Raw genomic sequence first — 24,399 nt, 5'->3', positions numbered from 1 at the left:
TTTCCTATTGTTAGTGCAAAGATATGAACTATGGCCTCTTATGCCATATAATTTAGCCATAACGGATGCCCTCACTGGGCGTTTTTGGTGAACAGGAGATTCAAATGATTTTACGTGTACTGGGCGTTTCGCTGATTGGATTGACGCTTGCGGGTTGTGTGAATAACGATTCCCTTTCCGGTGACGTTTATAGCGCGTCTGAGGCTAAACAAGTTCAGAACGTGACTTACGGTACTATCGTTAATGCACGTCCTGTACAAATTCAGGGCGGCGATAACAACAATGTTGTAGGCGCAATCGGCGGTGCAGTACTGGGTGGCTTCCTGGGTAACACCGTAGGCGGCGGTACGGGTCGTTCTCTGGCAACCGCAGCAGGTGCCGTAGCCGGTGGTGTCGCAGGCCAGGGCGTCCAGGGTGCGATGAACAAAACTCAGGGTGTTGAACTGGAAATCCGTAAGGACGACGGCAACACCATTATGGTTGTGCAAAAACAGGGTAGCACCCACTTTGCAGCCGGTCAGCGTGTTGTTTTGGCCAGCAACGGTAGCCAGGTTACCGTTTCCCCGCGTTAATACCAAAGAGGATGCGGCCAACTGGCTGCATCCTTTTACAATATTCATCATTTAAATATATATATTTACAAAATACTTTTCCCGCTAATTAATTTCCCCTTCTTATATTGCTCCTGCGCAAAGTATTTGTTCATGACGTTGTTAAACTAAGCAGACTCACACCTCTTTAATAAACTATTATATTTTTGTTAACAAAAACGTATGAACACGATTGAACGTTACATAAAGAACCGCTATATCGCTTTCTTCTTTGGCTGCATAATTGTCATTGGGATATTACAGGGTTCATTTTTAAAACTGGTCGAGTTAGTCCCGTCGTTTTCACCCTTATTATTCCCCACGCTCACCATATTTTTACTCGTGTTTCATCTGTTTATTGCTTGTTTTATGTCGATAAAATACTGGTGCGATCGCAGACGCTTGTATTTGGTCGCCATCGCCTTCGCCTTCGCCGGGTCGATGCTGATGATGACAGGGACGCTGTCGAGCTTCCCTGCCTGGCTTGACCTCTACCAGTTCGACGTCGTTAACTATAATGACACGATGATTTTCTTCACGTTTCGTCATATCCTGATGGCGGTGTTGATTATCCTTGCTGCGCTACTGTATATGGTCCGGGATTACCCTTTTTCGCGACTGGCGCATATCAGTATTATTATCGCTATTTTTGTATTCACCGCCTGTATGGTTTTACTGGCATGGCTTTTTTCCGGTCACTCATCAGTATTGATGATTGATTTAGTGGATAATGAAACCCGGCAGTTTATGGTTCTCTGGAGCCATTTTATCAATATCCTGCTTATCATTTTATGGGTGGTGGCATTCATCACGCTGTTAGCTATTACGCGTTTGCGCAATCTTTTCTGGGTTGGTGGTAATTTTTTATGTGTCTGTTACATCGTGACACTGTGCATGTTGTTTTTCGGTGGACACGCGGAGGATATCGTCTGGTATCGCGCCCGTTTATTTGAAACTGCGGCAACCTTACTCATTATTCTGGTTCTGCTTTATGATGTCTTTAGTCTCTATCGTGACTCACATTTAAAGTACCAACAGTCCTATCAAAATTCGATTCGCGATCCGCTTACCCGACTCTATAACCGCAGCTATTTTTATGACGCGTTAAACCAGTCCCTTGCGGCAGCGAAAGCGACCCGACCAGTTTCCGTTATCGTCAGTGACCTCGATCGTTTCAAACGCATCAACGACTGTTATGGCCACCTACAGGGCGACAAGGTATTGCAGTTTGTCGCCAATTTACTGATGGATTCCGTGCGCCCTCAGGATATCGCCGCACGCATTGGCGGTGAGGAGTTCGTCCTGATGTTGGCCAATACCGATTCCGATGCCGCACGCCAGGTGGCAGAGCGTATTCGCCTCAACTTAAGCAGCTTTGATAAGAGCAGCAGTAACGGACAGCTTCCGGAGCCCATTACCATCAGCATGGGGGTGTTTACCGCGACATCTTCACAGATAACCGCAGAGCAGTGTGTGGAAAGCGCGGATAAAGCGATGTATGAGGCAAAAGAGACGGGACGTAACCGTGTGGTGGTCTATCAGTAAAAAAAAGCCTTGCTGATGCAAGGCTTTTTTATGTTATCAGTCGCGGGACTGCAACTCACTGATGTTCTGCTCAAGACGAGCAATAAGACTAATGAGCATTTCAAGTTCCGCCGGAGATATCCCGGACAGGATCTCCCCTCGCGTTTTGCTGATCACAGCTTCCATCTCATCAATGATTGGCGCTGCTTTTTCAGTGAGTTTAATCCGCTTGGCGCGACGGTCACTGGCGCAGGTCTGCCGTGATATCAGCCCCTTTTCTTCCAGCTGATCGAGCGTTCGTACCAACGACGGCTGCTCAATACCTATCGCTTTGGCCAGTTGAATTTGCGACTGTTCGGGTGGCAGCTGATGAATGTTATGCAGCGTGACCCAATGCGTCTGTGTCAATTCCAGAGGTTTCAGGCGATGGTCAATCAGAGCACGCCAGACGCGTACCAACCTTGCCAGATCAGAACCTAATGGCGATTCCAATTTCATCTCCTTATAATTAGCTTGCTAAGTTATTATACTGATTTTAGAATAGTGTGCAGCATTTATATTGCCAAAACAAATGCAATACTGCATTCATCGATGTTGAAAGTATGATTTACACTGAATACTGACGCTTCATCGTGTAATGACCGGCCATTGTGGCCACCCTTTCAACTGCAAAGGATCTCTGCTCGTGAAGTTTTCTTACAGCTCTGCGGGGTTACCCCTCCAGGACTTGATAGTCGGTGCATCAGTCTATTTCCCTCCTCTTTTTAAAGCCGTTTTTGTCGGCTTTTTGATTTGGCTCGTCGCGCACCGCCTGCTGCGTGACTGGATGTATTCCGGTGAAATCTGGCACCCGATGCTGATGGATCTCTCCCTGTTTGCCCTTTCCGTATGTCTTGGCCTTGCCGTGTTGATTGTGTGGTGAATATGTCTCTGAAAACGCTAAAATATTTTTCCACTCTTTTGGTTCTTGCTCTGGCACTGGTTGCTGGTTGGTGGATGTGGACTTACTACATGCAGTCCCCCTGGACGCGTGACGGTAAAATCCGCGCCGAGCAGGTCAATATCACCCCACAGGTCTCCGGCAGTATCACGACGCTTCTTGTTAAAGATAATCAGTTTGTTAAAGAAGGCGATGTTCTGTTCCGTATTGACGAGACGCCCTTTCATATCGCTATCCTGAATGCACAGGCGCAGCTTGCCAAAGCACAGTCTGACCTGGCGAAAGCCAATAACGAAGCCAATCGCCGCCGCCATTTATCGCAAAATTATATCTCTGCGGAAGACCTGGACACCGCCAACATTAATGTGAAAGCCATGCAGGCAAGCGTCGATGTTGCCGAAGCAACGCTGAAACAGGCCCAGTGGCAGCTGACGCAAACGGTGGTGAAATCTCCGGTTGATGGATGGGTGACGAACCTTTCTACGCGTGTGGGGAATTACGCCACCACGGGGCAACCCGTGTTTGCGCTGGTAGACAGCCACTCTTTCTATGTTGTCGGCTATTTTGAAGAGACGAAACTGCGCCATATTCAGGAAGGTGCGCCGGCGCGGATAACACTGTACAGTGGCTCACAAACGTTACAGGGTCACGTATCAAGTATTGGCCGGGCCATATACGATCAAAGCGTAGAGACAGATTCCGGCCTGGTGCCAGATATCAAACCGAATGTGCCCTGGGTGCGTCTTGCCCAACGCGTTCCGGTTCGTGTGGAGTTTGATAACCTGCCGAAAGACATCACTCTGGTTTCAGGCACAACCTGTACCGTCTCTGTCGGAACACGTTAATGAACCTCTCCGCTTTCTCCTGGCGTAACACCCCATGGATAAAAGCAACCCGCCCGCAGTGGCGTTATGCGCTGCGTAACGGCATTGCCATGTGTCTTGCGCTCATGGTGGCCTACTATCTGAACCTGGACGAGCCCTACTGGGCGATGACCTCTGCGGCGGTGGTGAGCTTCCCCACCGTTGGCGGTGTTATCAGTAAAAGTCTGGGACGCGTGGCGGGTAGCCTGCTCGGTGCAACTGCTGCGTTGATCATCGCTGGCCATACCCTGAACGATCCCTGGCTCTTTTTACTGAGCATGGCAACATGGCTGGGCTTTTGTACCTGGGCCTGCGCGCATTTTACCAATAACGTGGCCTACGCGTTTCAGTTGGCAGGCTATACCGCCGCCATTATTGCTTTCCCGGTCATCAACGTGCTGGACACCACCGAACTGTGGGATATCGCCCAGGCGCGTGTGTGCGAAGTCATCATCGGTATTCTTTGCGGTGGGGTCATGATGATGATCCTGCCCAGCACGTCGGATGGCACAGCACTGATCACTGCGTTAAAAACCATGCACGCTCGTTTGCTGGAACACGCAAGTCTTCTCTGGCAGCCCGACACCAACGACGAAATTCGCCTTGCGCACGAAAAAGTCATCGGCCAGATCCTGACCATGAATTTACTGCGTATTCAGGCGTTCTGGAGCCACTACCGTTTCCGCAGGCAGAACGCGTTGCTTAACTATCTGCTGCATCAGCAACTGCGCATGACAAGCGCAATTTCCAGCCTGCGCCGAATGTTGCTTAACTGGCCCAATCCGCCGGAAAACACCCGCGACATTATTGAAGCTCTGCTGGTTGAGCTTGCGCGACCGACGGCAGACTCCTATAGCGTAGCGCGCATTATTGCGCCGCTGGCTCCGGTGGATGAATATGACTATCGCCATCGCGCCTTCTGGCAACGGCTGCGCTATTTTTGTCGGCTTTACCTGTTGAGCAGCCGCTGGATCCGCGCGGTAGAAAATGCCACGCCCATTACGGAGTTCTCTGTTCCGCAAAGCCCTGCACTGGCGCGGCATACTGACAACATGGAGGCACTCTGGAGCGGTTTTCGTACGTTCTGCGCGCTGACTCTGGTAGGGACATGGGGCATTACAACCCAGTGGGACAGCACCTCCGCCGCGTTAACCCTCGCCGCCATTAGCAGCGTGCTTTACTCTGTTTCCCCCTCACCCTTTAACTCGCTGACGCTGTTACTGCGTACGCTGATACTGCTGTCACTGTTCAGTTTTGTGGTGATGTTTGGCCTGATGGTGCAAATCACGGATCTTTGGCAGTTTCTGCTGTTTCTCTTCCCTTTGCTCACTACCATGCAGCTACTGAAGCTACAAATGCCAAAACTCGCCGGGCTCTGGGGGCAGCTTATCGTCTTCATGGGATCGTTTATCGCGGTCACCAACCCACCCGTTTATGATTTTGCTAACTTCCTCAACGACAACCTGGCAAAAATCCTTGGTGTGGCATTAACCTGGCTGGCGTTTGCGGTTCTCCGCCCGGGTTCTGATGCGCGCAAAAGTCGGCGTCATATCCGCGAGCTTCGCCGGGGATTTGTCGATCAGCTCAGCCGTAAGCCCCATCTGCGTGAAAGCGAGTATGAATCCCTTGTGTATCATCACGTGAGCCAGTTGAATAACAGTCAGGATGTTCTCGCGCGCCGCTGGCTGCTGCGCTGGGGCGTGGTATTGCTTAACTGTTCACATGTCGTGTGGCAGCTGCGTGCCTGGGAAACCCGTTCTGACCCTCTGGCGCAGGTTCGGGATATCTGTATCGCGTTACTGCGTGATGTGATGAGTGAACGCGGTGTTCAGCAACGTCCGCTGGAAGCCACTCTCGTTGAGCTCCAGCGTATTTGCGACACCCTCGCGCGCCACCATCTCCTGGCTGCGCGCGATTTGGCCTCGATAATCTGGCGACTGCACTGTTCGTTGTCACAGCTAGAGCGGGCCCCACCACCAGGTACGATAGGCGATCAGATAACGCCGCAGGCATAACGTGCGCCGCCACCGCCCAGAGGTTTAGGCTTGTCGGACATATTATCGCCGCCTACGTGGATCATTAGCGCCCTGCCTTTGATTTCATCCAGTTTTTTCAGCCGCGGCGCAATGACCGGCGTCGTGGCGTTGCCGTCTTTATTCACCACCAGCACGGGCAGGTCACCCAGATGCCCCATACCATTCGGCCCCTCGTGCTTACCGTAGTGTTCTGGATCAAGGTGGCCACCTGCGGCTTCAGCCGCCGAGGCTTTCCCCTCTTTCAGGGCAGGCTGACAACTACCGTTGGTATGAACATGAAAACCATGCTCGCCGGGTGGAAGTGAGTTGAGATGAGGAGCAAACTCTAGTCCTTTGTCGGTTTCAGTAATTTTTACTGTTCCGATGGACTGACCTATGCCAAGTGGGGAAACGAGGTTCATTTCTACTTCGTCACTGGCAGCCTGCGCCCCTGCGCATACCACCAGTGTCACGAGTGCCAGAGCAAAACGCTTCATGTGACCTCCTGGGTTTCTTTTTGCCCCTTAAGTCTATACCAGAGGCTGCATGTTCACCGGGAGGTCACGTTGCGGCGGATTACGGGACGTCGTAACCCAGTGCCGCTTTACGGATGCGGAACCACTGCTGGCGGGTCATTTCCAGCGCTTCAGCAGCAATTGCTGAGCGCACACGTTCAATTTTACCGGAACCGATAATCGGCAGTGGTTTTGACGGCAGACGCATGATCCACGCATACACCACCTGCTCAATGCTTTCCGCATTCAGCTCTTGTGCAATAGTGGTCAGTTCATCACGCAATGGCTGGAAGGCATCATCATTAAACAGACGCCCGCCGCCCAGGCACGACCACGCCATCGGACGAATGCGCAGCTGTTGCAGCTGATCGAGCGTACCGTCCAGCAGCAGCGGCTGGTGAACAGGTGAAATCTCAACCTGATTAGTGGCCAGCGTAAATGGCAGGCGCGACTGAAGTAAGGCGAACTGCGCAGGGGTAAAGTTGGATACGCCGAAATGACGGACTTTGCCGCTCTGGTGCAGATTCAGGAAAGCCTCAGCCACTTCGTCTGCATCCATCAACGGATCCGGGCGATGAATCAGCAGCAAATCGATATGGTCTGTCGCCAGATTAACCAGTGATTGCTCTGCGCTTTTTACAATGTGGTCGCGGTCGGTGATGTAGTGGCCAAGCGCGTGCTCTGGTTTAGCGGTAGTGGCGATACCGCATTTGGTGACAATCTCCATACGAGAACGAAGCGCCGGAACCAGCTTAAGTGCCTCACCGAATGCGGCTTCACACAGGTAGCCGCCATAGATGTCCGCATGATCGACGGTAGTAATGCCTAAATCGAGATGCTCTTCAATGAAGCTCGCGAGCTGAAGGGGGGACATATTCCAGTCCATCAGCCGCCAGTAACCCATCACAAAACGGGAAAACTCCGGGCCCTGGGGGGTAAGTGTAATACGCTGAACCATAACAATTTCCTCAAGGAAGTAATGTCATGAGTATACGCAATTACGCTGCTAAAAAAGTGAAGGTTGCTGGGGTTCTTCGGTTTCACCCGCTTTGTTTGCGCGTATTTTGCGCAGCAAACGCTGCCGACACAGGCGCAGGATTTCCTGTTTTTGCGTATCGCTAAAATTTTGCCAGTTAAAACGCTCGTCGCGGGTACGCATACACCCACGGCAATATCCGCGCTCATCTACCTGACAAATTCCCCGGCACGGGCTCTGGATGGGGAAAAACTCCAGTTGCTCTGCCACACACACCTCCAGAAAACGATTATCACCTACAGTGAAGACGTTAAATGCCGCTCATGCAAGGGCTTTACCACAGAAATATGGCATTAAGGTTTCACTAATCTTCTCCCCCTATACTCGCCGCATCACTATAAAGAATGGTTTGATAATGATGTGGTTTCTTAAAAAGTTACAATGTAACGACATTAAATTTACTCTGGGTTGTGCCCTCTTTTTTACCGCGCTGAATGCCCTGTTCATACAGCGCAGCTGGGCCATCATCGCCCCTGCACAGTTGCATGATGTGCTCTTTGCGGCCTCAGTCCCGCTGGTGCTGTTTTGCGGCTGGGTCATTGTTTTTAGCATTCTCAATATTCCCTTTATCCGCAAGCCGCTGCTGATCCTCTTAACCATGGGATGCGCCGCAGCGACCTATTTTATGTATACCTATGGCGCGGTTATCGATCAGAACATGATTGTTAACGTGTTCGAAACCAACTCCCAGGAAGCGACCGCCCTCGTGACACCACAGATGATCATCTGGATTGTCGTTGCCGGTCTTATTCCTTCCGTGGTATTAGCCCTGACGCGTATACGCACCGGTAAATGGTGGTACGCGATGCTGACGCGTATTGCCGCAATGCTCGGCGCACTGCTGGTGATCATTTTGGTCGCATCGGTGTTCTATAAAGATTACGCATCGCTGTTCCGTAACAACAAAAGCATCGTCAAAATGGTGACCCCTGCTAACTACGTCAGCGCGATCATGAAATACAGCAAAACCCGCTGGTTTGCAGGCGATCAGACCCTGGTTCGTATTGGCGAAGACGCCCACAAAGGCCCGGTGATTGCCGGGCAGCAGAAAAAAACGGTGCTGGTGTTGTTGGTCGGTGAAGCGTCCCGTGCAGCGAACTACTCGCTTAACGGCTACGACCGTGAAACCAACCCTGAACTGAAAAAACAAGACATCATCAACTTCCCTCAGGCATCCTCCTGTGGGACAGAAACCGCGGTCTCTGTTCCTTGCATGTTCTCTGGAATGACACGTAAGAAATACGACGCTGACCTCGCTCGCCACCAGGAAGGGTTGCTCGACGTGCTGGGACATGCAGGTATCAACCTGCTATGGCGTGATAACGATGGCGGATGCAAAGGCGCTTGTGACCGTATCCCGCATACGGACATGACCCAGTGGAAGCTGGACCAGTTCTGCAAAGACAAATCCTGTATTGATGACGTCAATTTCTACCGCCTTGATAACGTGCTGGACGGCCTGAAGCAGGACACAGTTCTGGTCATTCACCTGATGGGCAGTCACGGCCCGGCATACTATCGCCGCTACCCGGATAACTTCCGCAAATTCACACCAACCTGCGATACGAATGAGATTCAGGATTGCGATCATCAGGCGCTGATTAACACCTATGACAACACAATCCTTTATACCGATAGCATCGTGAGCAAGACTATCGATACCCTGAAAGCTCGCCAGGGCAGCATGAACACGGCGTTGATTTACCTGTCGGATCACGGTGAATCGCTGGGCGAAAGCGGTATCTACCTGCACGGCACGCCGTACATGCTGGCGCCTGAACAACAAACGCATATTCCGTTTATGTTCTGGCTCTCTCCTGACTACGCGAAAAATTACGGCGTTAACGAGCAATGCCTGCGCGACCATGCGGCAAAAGATGCGGTTTCACAGGATAATTTATTCTCAACGGTTCTTGGGATGATGAACGTAAAATCAAAGGTTTATCAGCAACAACTGGATATCCTGAACGCATGTCGTCAATAATCCTGCTTGCAATAGACCGATTGGTCTATTAGAGTGCCGACATGAGCAGAAATACTGAACACGATACGCGCGAACACTTACTGGCTACAGGCGAGCGTCTTTGTATGCATCGCGGTTTTACCGGTATGGGGCTTAGCGAACTGTTAAAAACCGCTGAGGTGCCGAAAGGGTCGTTCTACCACTACTTTCGCTCCAAAGAAGCCTTTGGCGTGGCGATGCTGGAACGGCACTATGCCAGTTACCATCAGCGCCTTGCTACCCACTTTGCCAGTGGCGAAGGTAACTACCGGGATCGTGTTCTTAACTACTATCAGGAAACGCTGACCCAGTTCTGTCAGCAGGGCATTATCAGCGGATGCCTGACGGTAAAACTCTCTGCTGAGGTGTGCGATCTTTCCGAAGATATGCGTGCCGCAATGGACAAAGGTGCCAGCGGCGTTATCGCCCTGCTGGCCCAGGCGCTTGAGAAAGGCCGCAATGAAAAGACGCTGGCCTTCCCCGGTGAGCCACTGACCCAGGCGCAGGTGCTCTATGCGCTCTGGTTAGGTGCAAACCTGCAAGCCAAAATTTCTCGCAGTGCCGTGCCGCTGGAAAGCGCACTGGCACATGTGAAAAGCAGTATTACAACGTCTGGCGTTTAGCAGGCGTTTTTATTTACCCAATTACTAGTCGACTGGTCTACTCAGGAGTCTCTATGTCAGCTGAAAAATTATTTACCCCACTGAAAGTGGGTGCCGTTACCGCGCCAAACCGCGTGTTCATGGCCCCTCTTACCCGCCTTCGCAGCATTGAACCGGGTGACATCCCAACCCCACTGATGGGTGAATATTACCGTCAGCGCGCAAGCTCAGGGCTTATCATCTCTGAAGCTACGCAGATTTCTGCTCAGGCAAAAGGTTATGCTGGCGCACCTGGCCTGCACAGCCCGGAACAAATCGCGGCCTGGAAAAAAATCACCGCCGGTGTTCACGCTGAAGATGGCCGCATCGCCGTACAGCTGTGGCATACCGGTCGTATCTCTCACAACAGCATCCAGCCTGGCGGTCAGGCTCCGGTTTCCGCCTCCGCGCTGAGTGCCAACACCCGGACCTCGCTGCGCGATGAAAACGGCCATGCGACCCGCGTAGATACCTCTATGCCGCGTGCGCTGGAGCTGGACGAGATCCCGGGTATCGTGAATGATTTCCGTCAGGCCGTTGCGAATGCGCGGGACGCCGGTTTCGACCTGGTTGAGCTGCACTCTGCTCACGGCTACCTGCTGCACCAGTTCCTGTCACCGTCTTCTAACCATCGTACTGACCAGTACGGCGGCAGCGTTGAAAACCGCGCACGTCTGGTTCTGGAAGTGGTTGATGCCGTTTGCAAGGAGTGGAGCGCAGACCGTATCGGTATCCGAGTTTCCCCAATTGGTTCTTTCCAGAACGTTGATAACGGTGCGAATGAAGAAGCAGATGCCCTGTACCTGATTGAAGAGCTGGCAAAACGCGGCATTGCTTACCTGCATATGTCTGAACCAGACTGGGCAGGCGGTCAGCCGTACACTGAGGCTTTCCGTCAGAAAGTGCGCGATCGTTTCCACGGCGTGATTATCGGTGCCGGTGCATATACACCAGAGAAAGCAGAAGACCTGATCAGCAAAGGGCTGATCGATGCGGTGGCATTTGGTCGCGATTACATCGCCAACCCGGATCTGGTTGCCCGTCTGGAACGTAAAACCGCACTGAACCCGCAGCGCCCGGAAAGCTTCTACGGCGGCGGCGCTGAAGGTTACACCGACTACCCTTCCCTGTAATTCCTCCTTGTGCATTGATAGCGGCGACATTTCGCCGCTATACTAAAACATCGTTTCTGTTCAAAAACATAATCCAATCCATTGGTTAATGAGGAAATTATGCGCCTACTTCACACCATGCTGCGCGTTGGCGACCTGCAACGTTCTGTCGATTTCTACACTAACGTCCTGGGCATGACGCTGCTGCGCACCAGCGAAAACCCGGAATACAAATATTCACTGGCGTTCGTAGGCTACGGCCCGGAATCGGATGAAGCGGTTATCGAGCTGACCTACAACTGGGGCGTAGACAACTACGAGCTGGGCACGGCATATGGCCATATCGCGCTGGAAGTGGAAAATGCCGCTGAAGCCTGTGAACGCATCCGCAACAACGGCGGTAACGTGACCCGTGAAGCGGGCCCGGTCAAAGGTGGCACCACGGTTATCGCTTTTGTTGAAGATCCAGATGGTTACAAAATCGAGCTGATTGAAGCCAAAGACGCTGGTCGCGGTCTGGGCAACTGATCCCGCAGGGCGCAATATGCGCCCGTAGTTTTACTGCATCCCCTCTTAAAATTTGCCATAATGCGCACTGCTTTTTTCCCCATGTAAGAGACCCTGATGTCCGATAACGCTCAATTTACCGGTCTGTGCGACCGTTTTCGTGGTTTTTATCCCGTTGTCATTGATGTAGAAACAGCCGGATTTAACGCTAAAACCGATGCGCTGCTTGAAATTGCCGCCATCACGCTGAAGATGGATGAACAGGGCTGGATTTCACCGGACACCACGCTGCATTTCCATGTTGACCCGTTTGAGGGCGCCAACTTACAGCCAGAAGCACTGGCCTTTAACGGCATTGACCCGCATAACCCGCTGCGTGGCGCCGTAAGCGAATACGATGCACTGCACGCCATTTTCAAAATGGTGCGCAAAGGCATGAAGGACAATGATTGCAGCCGCGCGATCATGGTGGCGCATAACGCCACCTTCGATCACAGCTTTATGATGGCGGCAGCCGAACGCGCTTCGCTCAAGCGCAACCCTTTCCACCCGTTTGTTACCTTCGACACCGCTGCGCTGAGCGGTCTGGCGCTGGGACAAACGGTATTATCCAAAGCCTGCATTACAGCAGGGATTGCGTTTGACGGGACTCAGGCGCATTCCGCGTTATATGACACCGAACGCACGGCTGAGTTGTTCTGTGAAATTGTGAACCGCTGGAAACGTCTTGGCGGTTGGCCGCTACCGATGGGCGATGAGGCAGATATTCAATCGTAGGTCGGGTAAGCGCAGCGCCACCCGACAAAAAAAAGCGACCTCGACAGGTCGCTTTTTTATTTTCGCAGATAACTTACTCTGCGTCTGGTTCTTCAGTTTTGTACTTAGCAGCAGTTTCTTTGATCAGCTGTTGCAGTTCGCCACGCTGATACATTTCGATCAGGATGTCACAACCGCCAACCAGCTCGCCATCAACCCACAGCTGCGGGAAGGTCGGCCAGTTAGCGTATTTTGGCAGCTCAGCGCGAATGTCCGGGTTTTGCAGGATATCAACGTAAGCAAAGCGCTCGCCACAGGCAGACAGCGCCTGAACTGCTTGTGCGGAGAAACCGCAGCTTGGCAGTTTCGGAGAACCTTTCATGTACAGGAGAATTGGGTTTTCAGCAATCTGGTGCTGGATTTTTTCAATAGTGGTGCTCATGTCTTGCTTCCTTTAACTTCTGTTACGGCATTCGTCTGACATTGTAGCGGTTCAGAGCGGCATCGGAAAATAACATTTTTTTCACGTCTATATATTTTAAACGTTACCGGCATAAGTTGCATTCCAAATGTAGCTTAACCCTACTGCAGATAAGGTTTTGCTTAAGGAGTAAGCAATAGTGCTACAGATTGATGTTTTTTTTTGCACTTGCTAACGAAACACAATTTTAGATTGAAAAATGCTATTAACTTCTCGGGTTTTTATAGATTAGAATCGACGGGTTTTGAAAATCACACGCGGGTATGATTGATGACCTGCATTTACCAGGGGACTGGCCAGTGGCGCGGATAAATAAAATCTCGATCACGCTCTGTGCTTTATTGTTTACAACACTCTCTTTCACGCCAGTGGCTAACGCCTCCCAGCAGGCGCGGCATTCTGCTGTACAAAAAACGCACCTGGCTAAAGTCACAGAACGTAAGAAAAAAACCACCAGTAAGAACGAAAAGAAAAAAACTACCACACAGACTAAACGTACTGCCTCCAGCAAAGCTAAAACCACTCACACCACTTCGCGCAAAGCCCAGCAAACTGCCGCTAATCTCGTTACCGAAAAATGCACTGCCCGCAAAGGTCACAAAGCGAAGTGCGTCAAAGTCACGAAAGTAGCGGAAGTCCATAAGGTACGCGTCCAGAAAGCGCAAAAAACCGCGATGAACAAGCTGATGGGACAAATTGGCAAGCCTTATCGCTGGGGCGGAACCTCACCCCGTACCGGTTTCGATTGCAGTGGTCTGGTGTACTACGCCTACAAAGATCTGGTGAAATTCCGTATTCCGCGTACTGCGAACGAAATGTATCACCTGCGCGATGCTTCACCGGTCGATCGTGGTGAACTGGAAAGCGGCGATCTGGTTTTCTTCCGCACTCAGGGTCGCGGCATGGCCGACCACGTGGGTGTTTACGTGGGCAACGGGAAATTCATCCAGTCACCACGTAGCGGCCAGGACATTCAAATTACCTCTCTGAGTGAAGATTACTGGGTACGCCACTACGTTGGCGCACGCCGTGTGATGACCCCGAAAACCATCCGTTAATCCCTGCCCTGCCGCGTCTGCGGCGGGGTAAGTTCCTCTTTTGCATACCCTTTCAATTTGCTACTCTATCCCTGTTGTCTTTATGGTTATTGGCAACGTAAAAAATAATAAGGAGAGAAGCAATGTCGTTCGAATTACCTGCACTACCGTATGCAAAAGACGCCCTGGCTCCACACATTTCCGTGGAAACCCTGGAATATCACTACGGCAAACATCACCAGACGTATGTCACCAACCTGAACAACCTGATCAAAGGCACTGACTTTGAAGGCAAAACGCTGGAAGAGATCGTGCGTAGCTCAGAAGCTGGCGTGTTTAACAACGCCGCTCAGGTCTGGAACCACACGTTTTACTGGCACTGCCTGGCACCTAATGCAGGCGGAGAACCCACCGGTGAACTGGCCGCAACCATCAATGCCGCGTTCGGCAGCTTTGCTGATTTCAAAGCGAAATTCACTGACGCAGCAATTAAAAACTTTGGTTCTGGCTGGACCTGGCTTGTGAAAGAAGCCGATGGCAAACTGGCTATCGTATCAACATCCAACGCGGGTACACCGCTGACCACCAGCGCAACCCCGCTGATGACCGTCGATGTGTGGGAACATGCTTACTACATCGATTACCGTAACGCACGCCCGAACTACCTGGAGCATTTCTGGGCGCTGGTTAACTGGGAATTTGTTGCGAAGAACCTCGCAGCGTAAGAGACACGCAGAAGGGTTCGCTCTTCTGCGTTATGATTATTCAGCCGCGCAGGCCGTTTCTGGCTGTTTACGACCCGACATCAGTACCAGCAGTAACCCCAGAGCCGCAATAATCGCCCCCATTACCGGCACAAAGCTGTACCCCAGGCCACCCGAAATCACCGCACCACCGGCCGCAGCGCCCAGTGCATTACCCAGGTTAAACGCACCAATATTCACGGATGAAGAGAGTCCTGGCGCTTCATGCGCCACACGCATTACCCGCATCTGCAACGGCGGAACCACGGCAAAGGTCGCCGCACCCCATACCACCATCGCAATGGCTGCACCAAATTCGTTACGCGCCAGCCACGGAATGGCCACCATGATGGCAATCAGCAGCGTTAAGAAGCCTTTCAGCGTGCCACTCACGGAACGGTCTGCCAGCTTACCGCCCAGGTAGTTACCGATAGAGAACCCTACGCCAATCAGCACCAGCATCGCGGTAATAAAGACCGGCGTGGCATGAGTAATGTCGTGCAGCACGGGCGAAATATAGGTATAGAGCGTGAACATCGCCCCAGCCCCCAGCACGGTGGTCAGCAGTGCAGACAATACCTGAGGACGAACCAGCACGGACAGCTCTTTGCGTACATCAGGGCGTTCGCCTGCGCTGCCTTTTGGCAACGAGAAGAACAGTGCGACCATAGCAATCACGCCCAGTGCAGCGGTTGCCAGGAACGACATACGCCAGCCGATCGCTTCACCCAGCCACGTGGCCGCAGGTACACCGCCGATGTTGGCAATGGTCAGACCCATAAACATGGTTGCCACGGCGCTGGCCTGCTTATGTTTAGGTACAACGCTTGCTGCAACAACCGATCCCAGTCCGAAGAAGGCACCGTGGTTAAGGCTAGTCAGGATACGTGACAACATCAGCGTGGTGTAATCCGGTGAAAGCGCGGAAAGTACATTCCCAAGGGTAAAAATAGCCATCAGGAAAATCAGCGCATTACGGCGCGCACGGTGTGAAAGCAGCAACGTCATTAACGGTGCCCCTACCATCACGCCAATCGCGTAGGCGCTAATCAGCATACCGGCCGCCGGGATAGAGACGTCTACACCCCGGGCGATAACAGGCAATAACCCCATCGGGGAAAATTCGGTGGTGCCAATCCCAAAAGCGCCAATCGCCAGGGCCAGCAGAGGAAAATTGATTTTCATGAGTCAACTCCGGATGCCGTGTCGTACCACGACACAGAACAAAGAAGTCAAAAGCATGACACCAATCACAAAAAATGAGAAGTTAACAATTTGGCAAAAGATTATTGCCGGAGAAGTAACAATAAAAGGAAATCCGGAGGGAGAACGCTCTCCCCCCGTCTGAATCAGTGCAGAATAGCCGTAAACGATGCAGCAACTATCAAACCCAGCACGATAACGGTGGTCGTCAGCGAAAACTTAAGATCGGTACTCATCAATTTTTCTCCTTTTAATCACCTTACGAAAAGTGAGCTTGCTCATTTTTACACAGTTTACGTCAAAAATCTTCCTGGATTTAAACTGATATCCACTTTTGCTCTTCCCCTTTTCATCAAGATAGGACAAAATTCCACGCTAAATTTATTAGCGTACCGGCCATTGACCCCCTCCTGACGTCCTGTGTCGTTTTCCCGGCGTGTCGCAATTCCAGATTGCGTGATAAGGGTGAGAGAAGGCAAACGTTTACCTTCAAGTTTTTCAGGAGCTTAGGATATGGTCTGGAGTGACATTTAATGGCAACAATTAAAGACGTGGCAAAACGCGCAAACGTTTCCACTACAACCGTATCACATGTAATTAACAAAACCCGTTTTGTAGCGGAAGAGACGCGTAATGCCGTCTGGGCGGCGATCAAAGAACTGCACTATTCGCCAAGCGCGGTCGCACGTAGCCTTAAAGTTAATCACACCAAATCCATTGGTTTGCTGGCCACCAGCAGCGAAGCTGCATATTTCGCAGAGATAATCGAGGCGGTCGAGAAAAACTGCTTCCAGAAAGGCTATACCCTGATCCTGGGTAACGCGTGGAACAACCATGAGAAACAGCGCGCTTATCTGTCTATGATGGCGCAAAAACGCGTGGATGGCCTGCTGGTCATGTGTTCCGAATACCCGGATTCTGTGCTCTCCATGCTGGAAGAGTACCGTCACATCCCAATGGTGGTGATGGACTGGGGTGAAGCGCATGCCGATTTTACTGACTCAGTAATCGATAACGCCTTTGAAGGCGGTTACATGGCCGGTCGTTATCTGGTAGAACGGGGTCACCGCGAGATTGGCGTGATTCCAGGTCCACTGGAGCGCAACACCGGTGCAGGCCGTCTGGCCGGATTTATGAAAGCCATGGAAGAAGCACTGATCACCGTTCCAGAAAACTGGATTGTTCAGGGTGACTTTGAGCCTGAATCCGGTTACCGCGCAATGCAGCAAATTGTCTCCCAGCCGCATCGTCCGACTGCTGTCTTCTGCGGTGGCGATATTATGGCGATGGGTGCGCTTTGTGCTGCCGATGAGCTGGGTCTGCGCGTACCGCAGGATATTTCTGTGATCGGGTATGACAACGTGCGCAACGCGCGTTTCTTCACCCCGGCGCTGACCACTATTCATCAACCGAAAGATTCTCTGGGTGAAACAGCCTTCAACATGCTGATGGACAGGATCGTTAACAAACGTGAAGAGTCGCAGTCAATTGAAGTCCACCCGCGTCTTATCGAACGTCGCTCCGTGGCGGACGGTCCTTTCCGCGACTACCGCCGTTAATCGTGCACGGAGCCAGTTAATCTGGCTCCCGTAACCACTCCCTGTTCAGCGTTTCACTGTCCCCCAGGTAATCCAGCAGCCAGGCCATCGCGGGCGATACGTCACTTTGCTGCCAGGTCAGACAACAGGCCGCGTCCGGGAATGGGTTTTCAAGCTCAAGGGCAACCCACTCCCCGGCATCGATTCGTGGTCTGGCAAAATGGACCGGCACCATTGCCACACACAACCCGGCAGAAAGGCAGGTCGCGGAGGATTCCCAGTCGGGCGCAATCACCCGTCGCTGGTTATCCAGAAGCCAGGTCACACGCTTGGGTAACGAGCGTGACGTATCTTCCAGTACCAGCGATGGCCAGTTACGCAGGGTATCATCGCTTAACGGCCCTGCCATTGCCGCCAGCGGGTGATCGCTTGCCACCACGCATTTCCAGCTTAACATTCCCATATCGCGAAATGCGTAACGTCCCCCAACGGGTATGGCCTGTGTTGCGCCGATCGCCATCTCAGCCCTGCCATCTGCCAGCGCATCCCAGACACCGTTAAAGACTTCCTGCGATACCCGCAGCTCGACATCGGAGAAGTGGCGATAAAAATCGACAATCATCTGCCGGGTACGTTCGGGTTTTACGATGTTATCCACCGCAATAGAAAGATGACCTCGCCAGCCATTAGCAATCTGCTGACACTGTTCACGAGTGATCTGCATTTTTTTGATAACAGAACGCCCTTCTTTCAAAAACCACGCCCCGGCAGGCGTTAACTCCACGTCGCGATGGCGGCGTTCAAACAGCGGAACGGCCAGCCACTCCTCAAGCTGACGCACCGTGTAGCTAATGGCCGAGGGGACGCGGTGTAGTTCCTGCGCGGCTCCGCTGAAGCTGCCGTTACGGGCGACAGCATCCACAACTTCAAGAGAATAATCTGACCACATTTTCTGCCTGCAAAAAATTTGAATGCACCCGCCAAATATTAGCGTTTCACAAGCCGCTTTGCACTCCCTACACTCTGCGCCAACGTACCCTGCCTCCTTAAGGAGAATAAAACAATGCAACCCAGGAAAGGTTTTTTAGTCTGGCTCGGCGGCTTAAGCGTGCTGGGCTTTTTAGCTACCGATATGTACTTACCCGCATTCGCTGCAATGCAGGAAGATTTGCAAACGCCTGCCGCGGCCATTAGCGCCAGCCTGAGTTTGTTCCTCGCCGGTTTTGCCTTTGCACAGCTGCTGTGGGGGCCGCTCTCCGACCGTTTTGGTCGTAAACCAGTGCTGTTACTGGGTCTGGCAATTTTTGCCGTAGGCTGTCTTGGGATGTTGTGGGTACGCGATGCGACCTGGTTACTGGTGCTGCGTTTTGTTCAGGCCGTCGGCGTTTGTGCCGCAGCGGTCACCTGGCAGGCGCTGGTGACGGATTACTATCCGGCTTCACGGACCAATCGAATTTTTGCCACTATTATGCCGCTGGTAGGCCTCTCTCCCGCGCTTGCACCACTGCTGGGCAGTTGGATCCTGGCGCATTTCGACTGGCAGGCGATTTTCGCCACCCTGTTTGCCATCACTCTGGTGCTGATGCTGCCCGCATTCGCCCTGAAACCTGCGCATAAAAAAGAGACACATCCGGAAGCGAAGCCAACTACCTTTACCTCTTTGCTGCGCACCAAAGCGTACCGCGGCAACGTGCTTATCTACGCCGCCTGTTCAGCCAGCTTCTTTGCATGGCTGACCGGCTCACCCTTTATTCTGCACGATATGGGGTACAGCCCGGCGGCCATCGGCCTGAGCTATGTTCCACAGACTATCGCCTTCCTGGTGGGCGGTTACGGTTGCCGTGCGGCGCTGCAAAAATGGCAGGGGCAGCAGATGTTACCCTGGCTGCTGGCGCTGTACGCTTTAAGCGTTATTGGTACCTGGGCCGTCGGCTTTATTCCGGGGGCTGGTCTGGCGGAAATCCTGATTCCATTCTGTGTGATGGCAATTGCTAACGGTGCCATTTACCCGATTGTGGTGGCGCAGGCTTTACGGCCGTTCCCACAGGCAACGGGCCGTGCGGCAGCCTTGCAGAACACACTGCAACTGGGGCTGTGCTTCCTGGCAAGCCTGGTGGTATCGGCACTGATTGCAACACCACTGCTCACCACCACCAGCGTGATGCTGGTTACCGTTGCACTTGCTGGCATCGGCTATCAGATGCAGTCATCGGCACACCGTGAGGATAATACGGCAGCCCAGGCTGAAACATCGCACGCATAATCGCACCAGCAATTATGTTACATTTCAGTGATTAGGTTGCTAAGAATTTTCTATTGAATCACCAAATTTTGAGGCCTATACTAAATTTGGTTCGATTAAATACGATAAATATTAAGTGTTAACGGGAGCCGGAGTGCTCCCGTTTTACCATGGAAGGCCTTTCGGCAAGGGTTATCTCCCTTCCTCTGTTCTACGTCGGATACTAGCCTCACGGGGCGTAATACCGTGAGATTTCTCACAAACCAAAAAAAGCGTCTACGCTGTTTGAAGGTTCTGATCACAGCAAGGTGATGGAGAAGCTATGAGTTCATCGTGTATAGAAGAAGTCAGCGTTCCGGACGACAACTGGTCCCGGATCGTCACTGAACTATTGGGTCGTGCAGGCATCACTATCAACGGGCCTTCCCCATCCGATCCCCAAATCAAACATCCCGATTTTTTCAAGCGTGTATTGCAGGAGGGATCGTTAGGACTGGGTGAAAGTTATATGGATGGCTGGTGGGAATGCGAGCGGCTGGATATCTTTTTCTCAAGCGTTTTACGCGCCGGGCTGGAGAGTCAGCTTCCCCGTAATGTGAAGGATACCCTGCGTGTCGCTGCTGCCCGCTTGTTCAACCTGCAAAGCAAAAAACGGGCATGGATCGTGGGTAAAGAGCATTACGATCTAGGTAATGACCTCTTTAGCCGGATGCTTGATCCCTACATGCAATACTCTTGTGCCTACTGGAAAGAGGCCTCGACGCTTGAAGAGGCCCAGCAGGCGAAACTGCGTCTGATCTGCGAGAAATTGCAGTTACAGCCGGGGATGCGCGTGCTGGATATCGGCTGCGGCTGGGGTGGTCTTGCATACTATATGGCGAAAAACTACGGTGTCAGCGTGGTAGGTGTGACCATCTCTGCAGAACAGCAGAAAATGGCGCAGGAGCGGTGTCACGACCTGGACGTCAATATTCTGCTCCAGGATTACCGCGAGCTACACGATCAGTTCGACCGCATTGTCTCTGTCGGGATGTTCGAGCACGTTGGGCCTAAAAACTACAGAACCTATTTTTCGGTAGCAGACCGTAATCTGAAACCGGATGGTATCTTCCTGCTTCACACCATTGGTTCGAAAAAGACCGACCATAGTGTTGATCCATGGATCAATAAATACATCTTTCCGAATGGCTGTTTACCGTCGGTTCGCCAGATAGCGAACGCCAGCGAACCCCACTTTATTGTGGAGGACTGGCATAACTTTGGCGCAGATTACGACACCACGTTGATGGCATGGCAGTCGCGTTTTCTCGATGCCTGGCCAGAGATTGCCGACAACTATTCCGAACGATTCAAACGGATGTTCATATATTACCTGAACGCCTGCGCGGGTGCATTCAGGGCGCGTGATATACAGCTATGGCAGGTGGTTTTCAGTCATGGTGTTGAACATGGTTTGCGGGTCGCCCGCTAAAAAATAACCCCGGATATCCGGGGTTATACCAGTCAGTTAAGCGATATTAAGCCACTCTGTTATTTTAGTGGCATCGTTCCGTTCACTCAGACTCTCCTGCTACCTGCCTAATCCGCTGTGGTGAACGTGCTAAGGGGGTCGCCGCCCCCTTAGCAATCCCGGCTCCCGGCAAAGAAAATCGCCGCTTCGGCGATTTTCAGCCGGACTCACGCTCCCTCAACCTTCTCTGCGGCCTGAAAGTGGCACGGATGTTGAGTCCCGCAGAAATCGGCGAACCGGAGGCCGGATGACAAGGGCTGGACGCCAGGGATGGCGGCCAGAGGCGAAATGAGACAGGATGTCGAGTCGAGCCGACCGCAGGCAAACGGTCGGGAGGTGAGCGCAGTGCGAAGCACCGATTTCTTTGCGGGCCGCGGGGATTGATAAGGGGGCCGCGGTGGCCCCCTTATCCCGTTCACGTGTTCTGAACGAATTATTTTCTGCGGGTATTAAGGTGAACGGAACCCTGCACCGAGCTTAACTGACAAGCATTACGGATAGCCGGGGTTATTTTTTATTCTTCTTCTGATTTTATTACTGCGGCTTCTTTTGCCGCCAGCACGCGCTCAACGGTATCCACAACCGCCTGCGTTTGCGGATCTATTTCAATATTCACGCGATGCCCCAGTTTTTTAGCGCCCAGCGTGGTGCGCTGTAATGTTTCAGGAATTAAATGCACGCAAAAACGCGTTGGCGTCACTTCACCTACCGTCAGGCTAATACCATCAATGCCAATATATCCTTTGTAAAGGATGTATTTCATTAATGTCGTATCCTGCACTTTAAACCAGATTTGGCGGTTATTTTCAGAGGTCAGGATTTTCGCAACTTCAGCTGTCGTCATGATATGGCCAGACATCAAATGCCCGCCGATCTCATCGCTGAACTTCGCCGCACGCTCGACGTTGACGCTATCGCCAACCACCAGTTCACCCAGATTAGTGATGCGCAGTGTTTCTTTCATTAAATCAAAGCTGATGTGGTTGCCGTTTATTTCAGTGACCGTCAGGCAGCAGCCGTTATGCGCAACCGACGCCCCGGTTTCCAGGCCGTCGAGCATATATTCCGGCAGCTCGACAACATGGGTGCGGAAATTGGGTTTTTCATCAATGGACACCAGTTTAGCCGTGCCCTGAACAATACCAGTAAACATGCTTACAACTCCTGTTTCTTCGGACGGTGCTGACACCGTTTAATCCCACCACAATAACAGTTGGAAAAACAGGTTGCCAGTGGAGCGCATTTTCTGGCTATTTTTTCACTAGATAATTAGTTAAAGCCCGCTACAATAGCTGCCATCCCCCTGCATTTTCTTCTTGCTGCCAGTAACGGCGGCTTTTTTAGTCTCTCAAATAACTACAATACAAAGGTGTTCACGTGCAGAAGTACATGAATGAAGCGCGTCAGTTGTTGGCACTGGCGATACCAGTGATCATCGCGCAGGTTGCCCAAACCGCAATGGGATTTGTGGATACGGTGATGGCAGGTGGCTATAGCGCCACCGATATGGCCGCCGTTGCAATCGGAACCTCTATCTGGCTGCCGGCCATTCTCTTTGGCCATGGTCTGTTGCTGGCCCTGACCCCGATTATCGCGCAGTTGAACGGCTCCGGGCGTCGCGAGCGTATCGCACACCAGGTGCGTCAGGGATTCTGGCTGGCGGGTTCAGTTTCTGTGCTGATTATGGCCGTGCTCTGGAACGCAGGCCACATTATCCGATCCATGCATAATATCGACCCTGCCCTCGCGGATAAGGCCGTGGGCTATCTGCGCGCATTACTGTGGGGCACGCCGGGATATCTCTTCTTCCAGGTGGCGCGTAACCAGTGCGAAGGGCTGGCAAAAACCAAGCCCGGTATGGTGATGGGTTTCATCGGCCTGCTGGTGAATATTCCGGTGAACTACATCTTTATTTACGGGCACTTCGGGATGCCTGAACTGGGTGGCGTCGGTTGTGGTGTGGCGACTGCGGCGGTGTTCTGGGTCATGTTCTTTAGCATGATGACCTATGTCAAACGCGCGCGCTCAATGCGTGATATCCGTAACGATGAGCCTTTCAGTAAGCCTGATATGGCTATCCTGACCCGTCTTGTGCAGCTCGGTCTGCCGATTGCGCTGGCGCTGTTCTTTGAAGTGACGCTGTTCGCGGTGGTTGCGCTGCTGGTGTCTCCGCTGGGCATCATAAATGTCGCCGGGCACCAGATAGCGCTGAACTTTAGTTCGCTAATGTTCGTCATGCCGTTGTCACTGGCTGCGGCGGTCACCATTCGTGTCGGTTTCCGTCTGGGGCAAGGTTCAACCATTGATGCGCAAACGGCGGCGCGTACCGGGTTAGGCGTGGGCGTTTGTATGGCAGTGTGTACCGCACTGTTTACCGTCACACTGCGTGAGCAGATTGCCCTGCTCTATAACGACAACCCGGAAGTGGTTCTCCTGGCGTCGCACCTGATGCTGCTGGCGGCGGTATACCAGATTTCAGATTCGATTCAGGTTATCGGCAGCGGGATCCTGCGTGGGTATAAAGATACGCGTTCTATCTTCTTTATTACCTTTACAGCGTATTGGGTTCTTGGGCTGCCTACTGGCTATATCCTGGCGCTGACCGACCTGGTGGTTGACCGTATGGGGCCTGCCGGATTCTGGATGGGCTTTATCATCGGCTTAACGTCAGCGGCTATCCTGATGATGCTGCGTATGCGCTTCCTGCAACGTCAGTCTTCGGCCGTCATTTTGCAACGCGCAGCACGTTAAATGCACAGTAGCCGCTGGCAAGCGGCTACTTTCTCTTCATTTTGCGCGGGAATAAAGCAATTACGTGAAATCTGAGAGAAAATTGCATTTTCCCTCTTGCCTCATCCGGGCAGTGCCGCTAATATTCGTCCCCGTTGTCGCCGACAACACGTTGCGTTCATAGCTCAGTTGGTTAGAGCACCACCTTGACATGGTGGGGGTCGTTGGTTCGAGTCCAATTGAACGCACCATTCTGCGTCCGTAGCTCAGTTGGTTAGAGCACCACCTTGACATGGTGGGGGTCGGTGGTTCGAGTCCACTCGGACGCACCATTTCAGTCCTGAAATGGTGCAAATCCACTCTTAGTATTCTGAATAATCCCAATTTCCTGATTTATTAATTCTTCACCTGCTA

The 24,399-nt window shown here is 52.2% G+C and carries 25 protein-coding genes and 2 tRNA genes; 18 read left to right on the top strand and 9 right to left on the bottom strand.

What is annotated here, in order from left to right; translation table 11 throughout:
- The first annotated feature begins 104 nt into the window (after positions 1-104).
- Together slyB and ACT9TW_RS15185 are read left to right on the top strand one after the other, a co-directional pair.
- A complete protein-coding gene (slyB, locus tag ACT9TW_RS15190) occupies positions 105-572 on the top strand; it encodes an outer membrane lipoprotein SlyB (RefSeq protein ID WP_182060780.1) in 468 nt (155 codons plus the stop codon).
- A gap of 201 nt (positions 573-773) precedes the next feature.
- Complete coding sequence (locus ACT9TW_RS15185) at positions 774-2,135, top strand: MASE4 domain-containing protein (RefSeq protein ID WP_446492894.1); 1,362 nt, start codon at positions 774-776, stop codon at positions 2,133-2,135.
- Positions 2,136-2,171: 36 nt separating this feature from the next.
- Here ACT9TW_RS15185 and slyA read toward each other — a convergent pair whose 3' ends face one another.
- Complete coding sequence (gene slyA, locus ACT9TW_RS15180; RefSeq protein WP_041162049.1) at positions 2,172-2,612, bottom strand: transcriptional regulator SlyA; 441 nt, start codon at positions 2,610-2,612, stop codon at positions 2,172-2,174.
- Between the two features lie 139 nt (positions 2,613-2,751).
- Between slyA and ACT9TW_RS15175 the strand changes: the two genes are divergently transcribed.
- From ACT9TW_RS15175 to ACT9TW_RS15165, 3 genes are read left to right on the top strand one after another with little or no spacing between them, the layout of a single operon-like run.
- Positions 2,752-3,036, top strand: coding sequence for a DUF1656 domain-containing protein (locus ACT9TW_RS15175; protein ID WP_395677902.1), 285 nt, complete (start codon positions 2,752-2,754; stop codon positions 3,034-3,036).
- Positions 3,037-3,038: 2 nt separating this feature from the next.
- Complete coding sequence (locus ACT9TW_RS15170) at positions 3,039-3,899, top strand: HlyD family secretion protein (RefSeq protein WP_315688411.1); 861 nt, start codon at positions 3,039-3,041, stop codon at positions 3,897-3,899.
- Positions 3,899-5,932 carry an FUSC family protein gene (locus tag ACT9TW_RS15165; protein ID WP_446492893.1) on the top strand — a complete coding sequence of 678 codons (2,034 nt, stop codon included), beginning with the start codon at positions 3,899-3,901 and terminating at the stop codon, positions 5,930-5,932. Before ACT9TW_RS15170 ends, ACT9TW_RS15165 begins: the two co-directional genes overlap by 1 nt.
- On the opposite strand, the gene sodC is transcribed toward ACT9TW_RS15165, so the two are convergent.
- The 3 genes from sodC to ACT9TW_RS15150 all read right to left on the bottom strand — a co-directional run bounded on the left by sodC (position 5,911) and on the right by ACT9TW_RS15150 (position 7,693).
- Positions 5,911-6,429, bottom strand: coding sequence for a superoxide dismutase [Cu-Zn] SodC (gene sodC / locus ACT9TW_RS15160; protein WP_446492892.1), 519 nt, complete (start codon positions 6,427-6,429; stop codon positions 5,911-5,913). The genes ACT9TW_RS15165 and sodC overlap by 22 nt on opposite strands.
- Positions 6,430-6,508: 79 nt before the next feature.
- The gene (locus ACT9TW_RS15155; RefSeq protein ID WP_446492891.1) at positions 6,509-7,405 is read right to left on the bottom strand and encodes an aldo/keto reductase; all 897 of its coding nucleotides are present in this window, start codon (positions 7,403-7,405) and stop codon (positions 6,509-6,511) included.
- 48 nt (positions 7,406-7,453) lie between these two features.
- Positions 7,454-7,693, bottom strand: a complete 240-nt coding sequence (locus tag ACT9TW_RS15150) for a DUF1289 domain-containing protein (RefSeq protein WP_446492890.1) — start codon at positions 7,691-7,693, stop codon at positions 7,454-7,456.
- A 148-nt stretch (positions 7,694-7,841) separates the two neighbouring features.
- Between ACT9TW_RS15150 and eptA the strand changes: the two genes are divergently transcribed.
- The 5 genes from eptA (at position 7,842) to rnt (ending at position 12,522) form a co-directional block, all read left to right on the top strand.
- Positions 7,842-9,467, top strand: a complete 1,626-nt coding sequence (eptA, locus tag ACT9TW_RS15145; protein WP_446493842.1) for a phosphoethanolamine transferase EptA — start codon at positions 7,842-7,844, stop codon at positions 9,465-9,467.
- A 41-nt stretch (positions 9,468-9,508) separates the two neighbouring features.
- The gene (locus ACT9TW_RS15140; protein WP_446492889.1) at positions 9,509-10,108 is read left to right on the top strand and encodes a TetR/AcrR family transcriptional regulator; all 600 of its coding nucleotides are present in this window, start codon (positions 9,509-9,511) and stop codon (positions 10,106-10,108) included.
- A gap of 53 nt (positions 10,109-10,161) precedes the next feature.
- The gene (gene nemA, locus ACT9TW_RS15135) at positions 10,162-11,259 is read left to right on the top strand and encodes an N-ethylmaleimide reductase (RefSeq protein WP_446492888.1); all 1,098 of its coding nucleotides are present in this window, start codon (positions 10,162-10,164) and stop codon (positions 11,257-11,259) included.
- 99 nt (positions 11,260-11,358) lie between these two features.
- Positions 11,359-11,766, top strand: a complete 408-nt coding sequence (gene gloA / locus ACT9TW_RS15130) for a lactoylglutathione lyase (protein ID WP_446492887.1) — start codon at positions 11,359-11,361, stop codon at positions 11,764-11,766.
- Positions 11,767-11,862: 96 nt separating this feature from the next.
- Positions 11,863-12,522, top strand: a complete 660-nt coding sequence (gene rnt, locus ACT9TW_RS15125) for a ribonuclease T (protein ID WP_014069965.1) — start codon at positions 11,863-11,865, stop codon at positions 12,520-12,522.
- A gap of 73 nt (positions 12,523-12,595) precedes the next feature.
- Here rnt and grxD read toward each other — a convergent pair whose 3' ends face one another.
- On the bottom strand, positions 12,596-12,943 hold the full coding sequence (gene grxD / locus ACT9TW_RS15120) for a monothiol glutaredoxin 4 (RefSeq protein WP_014069964.1): 348 nt from the start codon (positions 12,941-12,943) through the stop codon (positions 12,596-12,598).
- Between the two features lie 338 nt (positions 12,944-13,281).
- On the opposite strand from grxD, the gene ACT9TW_RS15115 reads away from it, so the two are divergent.
- Together ACT9TW_RS15115 and sodB are read left to right on the top strand one after the other, a co-directional pair.
- Positions 13,282-14,040, top strand: a complete 759-nt coding sequence (locus ACT9TW_RS15115) for a C40 family peptidase (RefSeq protein WP_182060768.1) — start codon at positions 13,282-13,284, stop codon at positions 14,038-14,040.
- A gap of 122 nt (positions 14,041-14,162) precedes the next feature.
- Complete coding sequence (gene sodB / locus ACT9TW_RS15110; RefSeq protein WP_446492886.1) at positions 14,163-14,744, top strand: superoxide dismutase [Fe]; 582 nt, start codon at positions 14,163-14,165, stop codon at positions 14,742-14,744.
- 36 nt (positions 14,745-14,780) lie between these two features.
- Here sodB and ACT9TW_RS15105 read toward each other — a convergent pair whose 3' ends face one another.
- Both ACT9TW_RS15105 and cydH read right to left on the bottom strand, forming a co-directional pair.
- Positions 14,781-15,947: an MFS transporter gene (locus tag ACT9TW_RS15105; RefSeq protein WP_446492885.1), complete on the bottom strand. Its 1,167-nt coding sequence runs from the start codon at positions 15,945-15,947 to the stop codon at positions 14,781-14,783.
- A 164-nt stretch (positions 15,948-16,111) separates the two neighbouring features.
- Positions 16,112-16,201, bottom strand: a complete 90-nt coding sequence (gene cydH, locus ACT9TW_RS15100) for a cytochrome bd-I oxidase subunit CydH (RefSeq protein ID WP_446492884.1) — start codon at positions 16,199-16,201, stop codon at positions 16,112-16,114.
- A 297-nt stretch (positions 16,202-16,498) separates the two neighbouring features.
- Between cydH and purR the strand changes: the two genes are divergently transcribed.
- The gene (gene purR, locus ACT9TW_RS15095; protein ID WP_182060765.1) at positions 16,499-17,524 is read left to right on the top strand and encodes an HTH-type transcriptional repressor PurR; all 1,026 of its coding nucleotides are present in this window, start codon (positions 16,499-16,501) and stop codon (positions 17,522-17,524) included.
- Between the two features lie 16 nt (positions 17,525-17,540).
- Here purR and punR read toward each other — a convergent pair whose 3' ends face one another.
- Positions 17,541-18,452: a DNA-binding transcriptional activator PunR gene (gene punR, locus ACT9TW_RS15090; protein WP_182060764.1), complete on the bottom strand. Its 912-nt coding sequence runs from the start codon at positions 18,450-18,452 to the stop codon at positions 17,541-17,543.
- Positions 18,453-18,566: 114 nt separating this feature from the next.
- Here punR and punC point away from each other — a divergent pair, with 114 nt between their 5' ends.
- Both punC and cfa read left to right on the top strand, forming a co-directional pair.
- Positions 18,567-19,766, top strand: coding sequence for a purine nucleoside transporter PunC (punC, locus tag ACT9TW_RS15085; protein ID WP_446492883.1), 1,200 nt, complete (start codon positions 18,567-18,569; stop codon positions 19,764-19,766).
- A gap of 301 nt (positions 19,767-20,067) precedes the next feature.
- Positions 20,068-21,216: a cyclopropane fatty acyl phospholipid synthase gene (cfa, locus tag ACT9TW_RS15080; protein WP_182060762.1), complete on the top strand. Its 1,149-nt coding sequence runs from the start codon at positions 20,068-20,070 to the stop codon at positions 21,214-21,216.
- A gap of 553 nt (positions 21,217-21,769) precedes the next feature.
- On the opposite strand, the gene ACT9TW_RS15075 is transcribed toward cfa, so the two are convergent.
- Positions 21,770-22,408: a riboflavin synthase subunit alpha gene (locus tag ACT9TW_RS15075; protein ID WP_182060761.1), complete on the bottom strand. Its 639-nt coding sequence runs from the start codon at positions 22,406-22,408 to the stop codon at positions 21,770-21,772.
- A 224-nt stretch (positions 22,409-22,632) separates the two neighbouring features.
- Between ACT9TW_RS15075 and mdtK the strand changes: the two genes are divergently transcribed.
- From mdtK to ACT9TW_RS15060, 3 genes are all read left to right on the top strand, one after another.
- Complete coding sequence (gene mdtK / locus ACT9TW_RS15070; RefSeq protein ID WP_182060760.1) at positions 22,633-24,006, top strand: MdtK family multidrug efflux MATE transporter; 1,374 nt, start codon at positions 22,633-22,635, stop codon at positions 24,004-24,006.
- A 153-nt stretch (positions 24,007-24,159) separates the two neighbouring features.
- Positions 24,160-24,236 (top strand) — tRNA-Val (locus ACT9TW_RS15065).
- Between the two features lie 4 nt (positions 24,237-24,240).
- A tRNA-Val gene (locus ACT9TW_RS15060) sits at positions 24,241-24,317 on the top strand.
- Positions 24,318-24,399 lie beyond the last annotated feature (82 nt).

The sequence above is a fragment of the Enterobacter sp. C4G1 genome (assembly GCF_052886895.1).
The sequence above is the reverse complement of the archived record's forward strand: the minus strand, read 5'-3'. Positions and strand labels throughout refer to the sequence as shown.